Source organism: Shimazuella sp. NTD250 (assembly GCF_059510375.1).
This window is the reverse complement of sequence record NZ_JCAJZS010000010.1, coordinates 46,068-59,145: the sequence shown is the minus strand read 5'-3', so window position 1 is coordinate 59,145 and position 13,078 is coordinate 46,068. Positions and strand designations below refer to the sequence as shown.

9 protein-coding genes are annotated in these 13,078 nt (G+C 39.2%); 1 reads left to right on the top strand and 8 read right to left on the bottom strand.

Going from position 1 to position 13,078, the window contains the following annotated elements; all coding sequences use genetic code 11:
* Nucleotides 1–5: 5 nt before the first annotated feature.
* The 8 genes from AC5WOF_RS18730 to AC5WOF_RS18695 all read right to left on the bottom strand — a co-directional run bounded on the left by AC5WOF_RS18730 (nucleotide 6) and on the right by AC5WOF_RS18695 (nucleotide 11,572).
* Nucleotides 6–1,001 (bottom strand): ABC transporter ATP-binding protein, encoded by a 996-nt coding sequence (locus AC5WOF_RS18730; RefSeq protein ID WP_496051467.1) that lies wholly within the window; start codon nucleotides 999–1,001, stop codon nucleotides 6–8.
* A gap of 246 nt (nucleotides 1,002–1,247) precedes the next feature.
* Nucleotides 1,248–3,041, bottom strand: a complete 1,794-nt coding sequence (locus tag AC5WOF_RS18725; protein WP_496051466.1) for an FTR1 family iron permease — start codon at nucleotides 3,039–3,041, stop codon at nucleotides 1,248–1,250.
* Nucleotides 3,041–4,309: an iron uptake transporter deferrochelatase/peroxidase subunit gene (efeB, locus tag AC5WOF_RS18720; protein ID WP_496051465.1), complete on the bottom strand. Its 1,269-nt coding sequence runs from the start codon at nucleotides 4,307–4,309 to the stop codon at nucleotides 3,041–3,043. Before efeB ends, AC5WOF_RS18725 begins: the two co-directional genes overlap by 1 nt.
* A 1-nt stretch (nucleotide 4,310) precedes the next feature.
* On the bottom strand, nucleotides 4,311–5,168 hold the full coding sequence (efeO, locus tag AC5WOF_RS18715) for an iron uptake system protein EfeO (RefSeq protein WP_496051464.1): 858 nt from the start codon (nucleotides 5,166–5,168) through the stop codon (nucleotides 4,311–4,313).
* Between the two features lie 138 nt (nucleotides 5,169–5,306).
* Nucleotides 5,307–6,068, bottom strand: coding sequence for a sporulation protein (locus AC5WOF_RS18710; RefSeq protein WP_496051463.1), 762 nt, complete (start codon nucleotides 6,066–6,068; stop codon nucleotides 5,307–5,309).
* 8 nt (nucleotides 6,069–6,076) lie between these two features.
* Nucleotides 6,077–6,820, bottom strand: a complete 744-nt coding sequence (locus tag AC5WOF_RS18705) for a sporulation protein (RefSeq protein WP_496051462.1) — start codon at nucleotides 6,818–6,820, stop codon at nucleotides 6,077–6,079.
* Nucleotides 6,821–6,927: 107 nt separating this feature from the next.
* Complete coding sequence (locus AC5WOF_RS18700) at nucleotides 6,928–9,861, bottom strand: hypothetical protein (RefSeq protein WP_496051461.1); 2,934 nt, start codon at nucleotides 9,859–9,861, stop codon at nucleotides 6,928–6,930.
* Nucleotides 9,862–10,405: 544 nt separating this feature from the next.
* Nucleotides 10,406–11,572: an ATP-binding protein gene (locus AC5WOF_RS18695; RefSeq protein WP_496051460.1), complete on the bottom strand. Its 1,167-nt coding sequence runs from the start codon at nucleotides 11,570–11,572 to the stop codon at nucleotides 10,406–10,408.
* A gap of 166 nt (nucleotides 11,573–11,738) precedes the next feature.
* Between AC5WOF_RS18695 and AC5WOF_RS18690 the strand changes: the two genes are divergently transcribed.
* The gene (locus tag AC5WOF_RS18690; protein ID WP_496051459.1) at nucleotides 11,739–13,031 is read left to right on the top strand and encodes a glutamate-1-semialdehyde 2,1-aminomutase; all 1,293 of its coding nucleotides are present in this window, start codon (nucleotides 11,739–11,741) and stop codon (nucleotides 13,029–13,031) included.
* The last annotated feature ends 47 nt before the right edge of the window (nucleotides 13,032–13,078 follow it).

Genomic DNA, 13,078 nt, shown 5'->3' with positions numbered 1-13,078 from the left:
AAAATTTAACCCTCCTGATAAATCTTCCGCACGATTTCTTCGGTAGAAACTTCTTGAATCTGCATTTCATGAATAGGAACACCTGAAGTTACTAGTAGAGACAATACTTCTGAAGCAGTGACTGAATGTCCTTGCAGTGAAACAGTGAACAGCTTTGTGTTTGCTTCATTTTTGCTCCATGTAACAGGCAGTGCTTCTGTCAATTGACCTAGATGGGCGAGAGAAATTTCTTGATCCAATTCCAAGTGAATCTTTTTGCCTTCTCCCCATTCCTGTTTTAACTTCGTCAATCCACCATCGTAGATGATATTTCCTTTGTCTAACATAATCACTCTATTGCATAATGCTTCAATATCGGTTAAATCATGTGTCGTCAACAAAATAGTTGTTCCAAATTCTTTGTTCATTTCCCGTAAAAATTGCCGAATATTTTCTTTTACCAATACATCTAATCCAATCGTTGGCTCATCTAAAAATAACAAAGATGGTTGATGAATAAGGGAAGCGACTAATTCACAACGCATACGCTGGCCAAGACTGAGTTTGCGAACAGGTTGATCGAGCAGTTCTCCGATATTTAACACTTCAATCATTCGATCAAGCAACTTTTGATTGTCTACACGGTATACTTTTTGCAACAGTGTAAACGATTCTTGAACTGCAATATCCCACCACAACTGGCTTCGCTGACCAAATACAACCCCGATCGTTTTTACGAACTCTTCCCGTTGATTATGGGGATCAAAGCCATTCACCTTTAGTTCGCCAGAAGTAGGCTGCAAAATACCCGTTAACATTTTGATGGTTGTAGATTTACCAGCACCATTTTCTCCTATATATCCAACCATCTCTCCTTGAGGGATGCTTATATTTACTTCATTTACAGCTCGGATTGTCCGATAGTTACGGTTAAACAAATCTCGGAAAGCCCCTGTTAAACCTTTTCGACTCTGATAAATTTGAAATTCTTTTGTTAATTTCTCTGCTTCGATTGCATTCATTCCTGTTTCCTCCACATAAAAACGCCCGTCTTTAAAAAGACGAACATCAGATCACTTACTATTGTAAAGTACATTTCACTATTCTGCAATTATATTTCCACAAAAAATACAAAAATGAAGCAACACAAGCTTTTAGTTTGTAAATAAACACCTGATGCCAATTTTTCCATCAGGTGTTATTTTTATCAATATGAAGAATCATCTATTCCAATTATTTTTTTAGCTTATGATATCTCTTTTTTCCATTCATCCCTGTTCTATACTATCCAAACTTTCATCCCATGTTTTTTTCACCTTTAATCTACTATTCCAAAAAGCTAACCCAATGATGAGAATTAGCACGACAAGTTGGGCGATCATCGAATCCCAAGTTGGATAGATTCCAAGCCAACTTACCGTTGGTAATAGATCCGATGGATGTGCTGGAAATTGGTCAGCCACTTGAAGGGAATGAATACTCTGCCCTGTAAATTTTATCGTCAAATAATAAATAAAAAACGCTGCAACCATAAAAAAGGCACGGAATGGGACTTTGTTACTCAAAATGATAACGAAGAAACCAATAATAAGCAGTAAAACAAATGCAGCAAACATGCCTAATACTAGTTGATTGGTTTCAATCGACGGTGCCATACCCATATAGAAGATAACCGTTTCCGCACCTTCTCGCAGGACTGATAATGCACTTACTGCAAAAAGAGACCATAGACTGCCAGTAGCCAAGGCAGATCCCATCTTCTGTTCGACATACTTGTTCCAATTTTTTATATTTGCTTGGGAATGAAGCCATACTCCTACCGTAATCATCATGATTACTGCAACGATGCCTGTTATTCCTTCAATCATTTCTCGGGTGCTGCCAGCGGAGAGACTCGTTAAAAATGCATGTAATAAAAATGCTATCCCTATGCTTAAAAGAACCCCTGTTACTGCTCCACTCCATATCCATTTGCGTTTTTCTTCATTATTGGATCGCTTCAAAAAAGCAAGTAGTGCAGCTAGCACACATACAGCTTCTAGTCCTTCTCGAAACAATACAATTCCTGCATCCCAAGCGGTATAGCTCCCGCTATCTGAGACATTCTGAAGTGCTGTCTTCATCTCCTTGATCACATTAGACGCTTTTTGTTCTTGAAGTGGACTAGAAACAAGATAACTCACGGCCTCTGTCATCTGATTCTCTATCTTTGTGTACAATTCAGGAGCCTTTACCTGAACAACACCCTCTACATTTGGCCATTTTTGAATGAATAATTGCATTTGTTCTGCTGCCTTTGCAGGTTGTCCAGCTGTGATATACTCGTCTGCTTTGGTTAAAAGTTGTATCACACTCGGTAAGGAATCTTTCCCGTTCACTGTATTGGATGAAACCGAACCATTCACATAATCTTGTAAAACACGGATTAGTTCCTGCATTGCACTGATCACTTTTGCTTGATTTACAGGCTCTGCTTGTACATAGATTCGAACAAGACTCATTTTCGTTTCAGCCAAACCATAGACAGCAGATGCATCATTTCGGATAAGCAGCTCATTTTTTGACCATTCATTTGTAAATTGCAGATTACAACTTTTTGCTTGCTGCATCTGATTTTTACTCGCGAAATCCAAGCATTTTTGCATACTTGCCAATAATAATTTTGCTTCTTCTTTACCAGATTTTTTGATGGATTGCTGTGTACTCGTTATATACTTATCTGTTACTTTCGCCAAAACAGATATCGACTGAAAAGCTTTTTCAGGGTTTGTATTGGCTGTTTTCACTGTCTGATTTGCCCTTAACAGTGCTTGATCTATTTGACTTCGTATAGATGCATTTGCTGTGTTTTTTTGTGAATTCCACTCTTGCTGATAATTACCAAGATCTTCTTCAACCTTCGGCCAATTTTTAGAACCAGCCTTCGCAAGTGCATCCCCTATTATAATCAATAATTGATCACTGGAAGCAGCATACGTCTGTGTCCAAGGACAAAATAAGAGATAAACACTAAGCGAAAGGATCAGTAATGTCAAACGTTTTCCTATTTGAGTTCTAGCCATTAGAATAAAGTACCTCCTATATACCCGCCTTTGCGGACTCCAGGAAAACAAGCAAATACAGCACTTCCTACATGTGAGATGTATTCGTTTAGACTATCTGCCTGTGCTAGTTTTGTTTGGATCGGAACAAATTGTTTTCTTGGATCTCGCTGAAAGCAAATAAATAGAAGTCCTGCATCTAATTGTCCTGTATCTTTTAAACCATTGGTAAAAGAGTAGGATCGACGTAATATTTCTATTTTCCCGTTACCATGGGCAAGGCGAACATGTGAATTTTCTGGGATTGCATAAGTTCCATCAGGGTTCTTTTTCTCTAAATCAAGTTTGTCGAATTCATTGTTCATTCCAAGTGGAGCACCAGTTTGACGATGACGGCCAAATGTATTCTCTTCTTCCTGTAAAGTGGTTCGATCCCATACTTCAATGTGCATTTGAACCCGGCGGACAACCATATAACTGCCGCCTGTCATCCAAGGTACACGACCAGCTGACCCGGACCACACTACCTGATTCATCTTCTGTTTATCATTTACATCGGGATTACCCGTCCCGTCTTTAAATCCTAATAAATTTCTAGGTGTTCCTTTCTTAGGATCTGCTGCACTTGTCCGCTGAAATCCGGATTGCATCCATCTTACTGTAACATATCCTCTTCCCATCCGAATCAAGTTGCGGATAGCATGAAATGCTACTTGTGGATCATCAGCACAGGCCTGAATACAAAGATCGCCACCACACCACTCTTGTTGTAATTGATCACCAGCGAATGCTGGCAAATCAGCTAACATGGGAGGCAATTTAAACCGGATACCAAACCGATCTGTTCCATCTTTCTGGAAAAAAGTAGAACCTGCACCAAAAGTAATAGTAAGCCTTGAAGCTGTTAATCCTCCTGCTTCTCCTGTATCTGTTGGAGGCAGGAGAGCTTGTCCTGATTCCTTCCCAGCTGTTTGACCTGCACTCATCCTAGCAGCTGCCTCTGTCCATTCCCGGAATAAATCCTTTACTGCTGATAACTTAGAAGCAACGATATCTAAGGACACAAAGCTTACAAAGTCTTGGGCAGGGGTAGTAATCCCTGCCTGATGTTCACCATAAAATGGAATAGTATTTGCCGAACTGGAGGATGGTTTTGCCAATAATGTCTTACTGGCAAGCCAAGTCCCGCCTGACCCAAGCATTAAACCGAGCCCGCCAACACTCGTCAGTTTCAATACATCTCGTCTACTGATAGGTTGAGAAAGAAAGTCACTTTTTTCCGGTTTCATCTCATTTCCCTCCCACTACTGTCCCAATCTGAGATAAGGGTTCAGCAAGGGCATCCAGCAGCTGAGATAAGGTTTTTACCTGATCTTTCGTCAATTGTCCATATAGGACATACCCATCTCCTTGTTTGTATTTTGCTAGTTCCGCTTGCAATGCATTGAATTTGGATTCTATATCACTTGCCAATTTCGCATCTTTCTTTTCCAATAAAGGTTGGATATAGGTGAAAATTTGTTTGGAACCTTCCACATTTGCAACAAAGTCATACAAATCTGTATGAGAATAACGTTCTTCTTCCCCTGTCACCTTACTAGTAGACACTTCATTTAAAAGCTCTACAGCACCTGTAATCAAAAGACTGGGTTCAATTGTCACTGTCTCCACTTTTGCACGCAAAAGTTGAACATCTTGCAGTAATTGATCTGCTGTTTTTTCTTGACCAGATAGCGATTTATCTTGCCATAATGCTTTCTCCAATTTATGAAAACCTGACCAATTCGCTGCCGGTACATCGTTTTCTCTGGCATCAATTTTGGGATCTAAATCACCAAGGGATTCAGCAATAGGCTCAATTCGTTCATAGTACATCCGGGTTGGGGCATACAATTGTTTTGCTTTTTCCATATCTCCTGATTTTACCGCTTGAACAAAAGCTTCTGTTTGTTCTACCAATTTATCTGTTTGTTCTATAACAAATTTTCGGTATTCCTCTACTACTGGTTTCAAAGCTTGATTTTCCCCAGTTTGTTTCACTTGTGTTGTAGGTTTCTTCTCTGTTGTATCTGCTTTAGTGGAACATCCTGCAGCTACTAAAGCACTGATAAGTCCCAAAGCTAAAATCTTTTTGCTGTAAAAAAACATCTATCTATCTCCTCATCCATCACCTTTTTGTGTCCTTTTTATTATTAATGATAGTGATTCTCATTGTCAATATAAAAACATACGAAATATGCCTTATAGTACAACATAAAAAAATCCATCCTGCTTAGGATGGATTTCTTATTGGAGTGCCTTCTCCATTTCTGTTTTTACTCGATTTACCAAATGTTGTTTTCCTTGATGAATATCATTTAACAAAATAATAAACCTTCCTAATCTCTCATCGAGTTTAAGCGCTTCCTCCATCGAGCTGAAAATATCATCACCTTTTTTATCTAAGTGCATGATTACTTCTACTTCATTCTGATGAGCAAAAAAGACAAAAGAGGCGCTGTCCAAATCAAATTCCACGCCTGAAATAGGCTCACAACAGTACATTTGTACAAAGGGGTGTCGAGAAAAATGATGTTCAAAATCAAAAGTTACTTTGGATAGACGAAAATTATTAGCTTCAACTGCTTCTAAAATCATATCAATATAAGGATGAGGAAGAACTTCGATCCCATCTACATCTTGCGGGTCGCGAGCTAACTTGATATCGAGTCCCGTACGCAGAAATATAGGTGCTCCAGAAATAGAGACAGGACAGTCATACGGTAATTGAAACTCAAACTCAAACTGTCTATCTTCTTTTGGGCCAATCGTAAATGGTTCCGTAATTAAGATTTTTTCCACCATATACTCAGATAGACTTCCATCGAGTTCATATTGGATATTTAAAAATAAATAAATTTCATCTACAAATTGTTCTGCTTGTCCGCCTAAAACATATACTTTACCCTTAACGATTTCACCTTGCATGTACGTAGATTTCTCTAGTCTTGTATCTACTTTTGCAGAGCCAACTCCAAATGTAGTCAGCGATTTTCGAAATAAATTCATACAGTACCCTACTTTCTTCTTAAAAGTGATCGAAGTTTTTCAAACGGATTTCCTTCTGCTGCTTCACCATTTATGCGAAAAGTACCTTCAGGATCACGGTGATTCCATTCAAATGTACTTTGTAGAGCTTGCTGAGCTCTTAGGATTTCCATCTCCATTTTAAAGGAGGTGGTAGAATGTGAGAATACTACAGAAAACTCATCAATCACCCCATGATTAGAACCAGTAGGACGGAAAATAAAAATTTGCATAAAGGGACATCCACTCTTTGGCTTTTCTATCAGCTCCAGATTATCTATTTGATATAGGATAAAGCCTGCATCTTCTATTACTTTTAATATATGTTGTACCAGTTTTGCTGGTAGTATCGTAATTCTATCTTCATCTTTCGGATCAATGGCAAACTTAACATCCAAATAGGTTCGAAGATACGTAGGAAAATGGCCAGTAGACATCGGTATCGTGTCAGGTAATGTTAGTTGAAAAGGGATTCTCCTGACTTCATGTTCGGCAATCTCAATGGGGCCTGATAATTGAAAAACGTCTGCTATGTAGGTTTTCTTTTTTTTGCTTCCTTCTTCGCGATACTCGAAAATGAGATGAAGTTCTACTTGATCAATTGATTGAGTACCAATGCCTCCTTTGATCACTACCTCCCCATTTGCAATATCTCCAGGAGAATATTGATGTCGTTCCAGTTGTGTATCAACTTTAGCTGCGCCTATACCAACGCTGGATATCCAATTAAACAATAAAAAATACTCCTTTCAAAAAGCCCGATTTACTGGACCTTCAACATGATTGCATAAAAAATGCTTAAATATTTCGTCAGCAAGGAAAATAGGAGGACGAGCGCCTCCTATTTCTTCTTTTTAAACAGTTTTAAATACTGTTCAAACTGTTTGGCAAGTGTTGCATGCTCTGTAGTATCTTTCACCACTGGAACTTCTGGTTTTTTTGCAACTGCAGGAGCTTGTGTAGTTTCCTTTTTCTCCTCTTTCTTTGGAGTAATTTCTTCTACCTTATTTACTTTTGCTGGTTCTTGTTTTTGAACTTTTGGTCTGTTCTGTTTCTCTTGTTTTTCCATCTCCAATAGTTCACGTTCCATTTGCTGTAACTCTAGCTCACGTCTGCGTCTCTCTGCTTCCAGCGGATCGACTTCATTTGTGTTGTTTTTCGCTTCACTTGTGCTGCTTTTCACTTCTTTAGTGGTGTTTTGCACTTCAACAGCAGTGTCCGAAGTTGCTGTAGCGGCCACTTCTTCTGTTGATGTTCCTTCTCCATCTGTAGATTTCTTTTTTCTTCTCCGTCTTCTGCGTCGGCGTTTTTTCTTCGGTCCTTCTTCATCAGAGGCTTCTTGTAAATCTTCTGTTTCATCTGTAGTCTCTTCTACTTTACCTTCTGTTTCTTCAGTTTGAACGGAATTTGGTACATTTTGTTTTGAATCTACTTTTTTTGGTTTTCCAAATACTGCTTCCGTTTTTATCTCATCTTTCACTGCTGTTTCCTGTTTATTGTCTACTTGCTCCACTTTTGGTTCTATTTCTTTTGTTTGTTCTTTAGATACTTTCACTTGTTTTTTGGTTTCTTTGATAGGCTCTGGTTCTTTCGTGGGTATAACTTCAGCAAATACATTTTCGATTTCTTCGTTCTCTTCCTGAGATATTGGTTCTACCTCTGTAACTACAGGCTTCGTTTCTATTTCAGGAGAGTCAGTATCAGAAGATTTGACTTCATCCACTGGAATTGTCGTTGTGGTTAAATTTTCCAAAGAAATTAGAGGTATATCTTCCTTTTCTGATTCTTCTGTTACTTGGCTGGTTATTGGCTCAAACTTAAATTCGTTCGTTATTTCACCATCGGTAGATGCCTCTACTTGTTCCCACTCTGCCGTCAATTCAGCCAATTTAGCTTTTGTTCGTGCTTGATACTCTTCTTCTTGCTTCTGAAGTAAGGTTATTTTCTGCTGTTCATACTCAGCTTGAAGTTGGGCCAGTAACTCCTCTTGGCGCTTTTGAAAGGCTTGTTCTTCCTGTTCCAATACCATTTTTTGCTTTTCTTCAAACTGTTTTCGTGCTACTGCCAGTTTTGCTTTACGACGTTTTTCTTTTTCTTTTCTTTCTTTTGCAAGTCGAGCCTCTTTTTCCATTCTAGAGAGTTCTTCTCGTTTTAGTTTGAGAAGTTCTTCTTGCTGCTGTTCTAATTTTTTGCGTTGTTCTTCCAACAAACGCCTTTGCTCTTCCTCTAATTTCTTCCGATGCTGCTCAATGAGTTCCCTTTCCCGACGCTCATATTCTTCCCGCATCTTCCGTAAACTTTCTTCTTGTTCTTTTTCCAACTCTTCTTGTTGCTTATTTAATTTCAGCACAAAAGATTGAGACAGGTCTTGTCCTTCTAATTGAGCTAACGCTGGTGAAACTGTCACTGTTGTGTGATTGGCATCAGGATGTGTTCCCACTGATTCTTCTTTAGCTAATTTCTCATTTGCTTCTTCTGCTTCTACATTTTCATCTGATTTTCGTTCTTTATCAGATTTTTCCTGTGCCGCTTCTTCCAATTTTGGTTCAATGTTTTGTTGTGATTCCTCTGAAAATACAGCTTCTTGTACAGGAGAATTCAAGTCTGCATTTTCTGTATGAGAAGGCTCAGATACTTTTGGCTGAACTACAACTTTACTGTTTTCATTTTCATCATAAGCTTGATCTTTCGCTCCAACGAGTGGTTCTTCTTCTAATAACCAATCTGTATGAGAAGTCGCCTCAAAACTTGCATCGTTTAGTTCTAATTCACTGTTTTCATTTGCATCTTCTTTAAACACAGTAGTTATAGAAGACTCTTGTTGTTCTTGCTGTTTGCTACTTGTTTTATTTAAGTTTTTTGTCTCGTCTTCCTTCACCACGCTACCCCTTTCTTGGACAACTATATCGTGTTGTTCTGTGTCCTCTTCATTTTGATTATCCGTAAATACAGTAGTTGTTGATCCATTTCCTTGATGAATTAATGTCCCGGAATTTTGTTCCGCACGATAGGTAGGTCTATTACTCACCGAAATTATGGGTTCTTGTTTTGCATTCGGATTGCCAAGCCCATTGTTTTCTTCTTTTCTTTCACCCCAAAATTTACTCAAGATGCTCCCGCTCGTATTTTTGTTTTCAAAAATCTCTACTTGCTCCAATACTGGCGGAACTGTATATTCTTTAAAAGATTTTTGAATGAGTCTAGCCATGGGTCTTGAAACTTTAAAATTCCGCGGTAATTTCAAAATAGGACCATCTAGAAATTGACCAGATAACATACTGTAAATAAACGTTCCCCAGTCCAACTTGGATTCATAAACCATAATTTGTTCCAAACCACAGAAAAAGACTTGCAATTCATTTTGGCTATTTACTCCAATATTTCTTAAATCGAGTAAGAGATACATGGACATCGGTTTGGATCGAAGTACAGCATCAACATGAAGGAGTCCCCTCACCCATTTGACTACTTGCTCTTCAGACAATTCTTGTGTGGTGATGATTTCACGTAATGGTCGTATTTCTACATATGGTCGAATAAATACTAACATATCCGGTTCGTCAAAAACGTCTAAATAAGGGATCACTTGTGGCAATTTCAGATTACGATACTGGGATATTGCTCGCAGTGGAGCTTGTCTATTTAAACTTGCTGATTGTAAGTAATATCTTTTGCCTTCGTATACTGCAATTGCCAGTTCGCCTTGAAAGAAGGGAACAACGCTCTCGATTAGATATTTTTGCCGATATACATCGCCAACTTTAAAGAAAGCCATGCTACAACCTCCTCCTTAACCAGCATAATTTGTAAAATAATAAGAGAAATTGATGAATAGGTTTAGAATATCATAAGAACGCTTGCTTTCACAATACACAGAAAGAACTACATAGTCTCTAAATTCGCTAGAAATCAGTACTTTTCCAGCTTTGAAAATGTATCCATTATTTGTTACTTTGATTTTTCCTCATCTCACGTATACAAAAGAAAAACTGCTGTAAATCAGCAGTTTTGGTGTGGACTTCCTCTATATACCATCTTCTCAAATTCAAATGTAATCGTTCACATGAATAGATAAAATATTCATGTTTTATTTTCAAAATCACCGTATAGAAGTTGACTACCAATACTGTGAAATCTATTTAACCCTCCTTGAAATATTCGGCAACGAATTCATTTTACCATAAAAACAAATATTTTAACAGGTTTTATGGGAATATTCTATCATTTCTTCATATAATCTAAACATTCTACTTTGAGCTGCTAAATGCTGCGGCGGTATCCATTTTCATGAATACCGCCGCTTCCCTCTTCCATTGATATTATATCAACCTTTTATTTGGGGAGGGAAAATGATCCGCACAGAGGAAACCCAGGTTGGATTGGTCTTTCCAGAAAGGCGAATCTATTCGTGAAACGACGAAACTTCCTCTGCAACAATCGATTGAAACCGGAATGGCTCTATGGGAACATCGCACTCCAAAAGGAGAAACGTAAGAACATTGATACAGCTTCTCCTCCAACCTTCTATAGAGAGAAGAGCTTACATCTACAATCTCCCATGTTTGGTTTCTAAGTCCATGTTCGTTTGATGAACTTTTCAGATAGTTCTTGACCGACTCAAAGGTCACATCTACTTTCTCATGTACTCGGAGCCACACATCGTAGCTCACTTTCCTCTCTCTTGTCTCATTTCTAGCAAGTGCCTCCAATGGGGGGCAATCCGCGAGTACATAGTGGACATTTCTCACAATATAAGAACTATGAATGGCAACCAAAATAGCTTCACGTGCAGCCTGGTTGTCACCAGCATCTGGAATGACAATGATTCCTTTTTCCCTCTTGAGGAGATTGTCAATCTTTTTCAGCGTTTCCCGCCATGCCGGTTCAACCTTTTCTGTCGGAACTACCCCAACCCATCTTCCTTCAGTGAGAAAATCATCCGGATCTGCAACCGAAATCTCAGTTAAGGGATGAGAGACGATGTTAAACTTCTCATCTCTATCCAAGTAGGTCTGTGTAGCTATCTTCTCTTGTAGTGCTCTTACCAATGTGCTCTTACCTGCACCGCATCGACCTGTCAGAAAGATAACCGTATTTCTCCCAAAAGCGTAAATATACTCTTGAGGAGAACGAAACAGTTCGATTTCCCCTTCATTTTGATCTGTTTCTGTTTCTGTCTTTATTGCAGATCGATGTCTATCCTCTGAGAGCTGAAAAGCTTCCTCTGCAATTTCTAGTTGTTCTTCTACTGGTGGAACGTAATTCCAAACACCTAGCTGTCCGAATTGAGCCGTATAGCTGGAACTGATCCTCCAAAGCATCGTTTTATCCTCTTTCCAGCTAATAAATCGGTGCTCTTTTGATTTTGCCCAGTAAACAAAATCTTTGGTTTGCCTGCTACTCTCTAGCCCATGAGCATCCGCAATATACTGAACTATAGTTCGCCGGATTTGTTCCATCTCTTCTGGAGTTGCGCATCTGGTCATTTCGACGCCTTTCTCCTATGAATCAGAATTACTACTAATTATACAAAAGATACATCATGAAAACTATAAAACCCTCAACGGATAGGGATTAAATAAAAAACTTCTCCTCAAACAAACCTCCCTTCCAAACTACGATATAATATCTGATGTAGAAAGGAGACTTAACATGAAAACAACAACATCACAAACACTATACCAAGAAGCGTTAGACGTTATCGTAGGAGGAGTAAACAGTCCATCTCGATCCTTTCGAGCGGTTGGCGGCGAGTATCCGATTTTCATGAAAAAAGCCCAAGGAGCTTATTTTTGGGATGAAGACGATAACCAATATATCGATTACTTAGCAGCATTTGGCCCGATTATACTTGGACATGCACATCCTGCTGTTACTCGTGCCATCCAAGAGGTAGCGGAGCAGGGAATTTTATATGGTACACCTACAGAAAAAGAAGTACGGTTCGCCCAAATGATCCGTGATGCGATCCCTTCGATGGAACAAATTCGCTTTGTAAACAGCGGAACAGAGGCCGTCATGACGACGATTCGTCTTGCTCGTGCTTACACAGGACGGGATAAAATTATCAAATTCGCCGGCTGCTATCATGGGCATTCCGATCTCGTTCTCGTTGCAGCAGGATCTGGTCCATCCACTCTCGGTATACCGGATAGTGCGGGTATTCCAGCTAGTATCGCTGGAGAAGTAATCACGGTGCCATTCAATGATCCTAGGGCATTAGAAGCTGCACTAGACCATTGGGGAGACCAAGTGGCTGGTATATTAGTCGAACCACTGGTAGGTAACTTTGGCATTGTGCCTCCTCAGCCATCCTTTTTAGAGCAAGTCAACAAACTGGCACATCAAGCTGGTGCCCTCGTTATTTATGATGAAGTGATCACTGCTTTTCGTTTTCATTTTGGCGGGGTACAAACGCTTTATCAAGTAGAACCTGATCTTACTGCCTTAGGAAAAATCATCGGTGGAGGCCTGCCGATTGGTGCATATGGCGGAAGCAAAGAAATCATGGAAAAAGTCGCACCAATGGGCCCGATGTACCAAGCAGGGACAATGGCTGGAAATCCTCTTTCTATCTCTGCGGGAATGGCTTGTCTAACAGAGCTCTCCAAAGAAGGTACATATGAGCGTTTAAATGAAATGGGCAAACAATTAGAAGAAGGAATATGGGAAGCAGCAAACAAATATAATCGAACGATCCAATTAAACCGGCAAAATGGAGCACTGACCGTTTATTTTAGTGATCAGGCTGTTACCGATTACGATGGTGCACAAAAATCCGATAGTGAGCAGTTTGGACGTTTCTTTCGACTTATGCTGGAAGAAGGAATCTACTTAGCTCCTTCCAAATACGAAGCTTGGTTCCTCACCACCGCTCACTCTGATCATGATATAAATAAAACAATTTCAGCGATAAATAAATCATTTAAAAATCTAATCTATTAATAATAAATAAAAAATGCTAGAGATGTTCACTCTAGCATTTTCCTAAG

Coding starts and splice junctions, on each gene's coding strand:
- AC5WOF_RS18730 (WP_496051467.1), bottom strand. CDS start 1,001: ATGAATGCAATCGAAGCAGAGAAATTAACAAAAGAATTTCAAATTTAT.
- AC5WOF_RS18725 (WP_496051466.1), bottom strand. CDS start 3,041: ATGGCTAGAACTCAAATAGGAAAACGTTTGACATTACTGATCCTTTCG.
- efeB (WP_496051465.1), bottom strand. CDS start 4,309: ATGAAACCGGAAAAAAGTGACTTTCTTTCTCAACCTATCAGTAGACGA.
- efeO (WP_496051464.1), bottom strand. CDS start 5,168: ATGTTTTTTTACAGCAAAAAGATTTTAGCTTTGGGACTTATCAGTGCT.
- AC5WOF_RS18710 (WP_496051463.1), bottom strand. CDS start 6,068: ATGAATTTATTTCGAAAATCGCTGACTACATTTGGAGTTGGCTCTGCA.
- AC5WOF_RS18700 (WP_496051461.1), bottom strand. CDS start 9,861: ATGGCTTTCTTTAAAGTTGGCGATGTATATCGGCAAAAATATCTAATC.
- AC5WOF_RS18695 (WP_496051460.1), bottom strand. CDS start 11,572: ATGACCAGATGCGCAACTCCAGAAGAGATGGAACAAATCCGGCGAACT.
- AC5WOF_RS18690 (WP_496051459.1), top strand. CDS start 11,739: ATGAAAACAACAACATCACAAACACTATACCAAGAAGCGTTAGACGTT.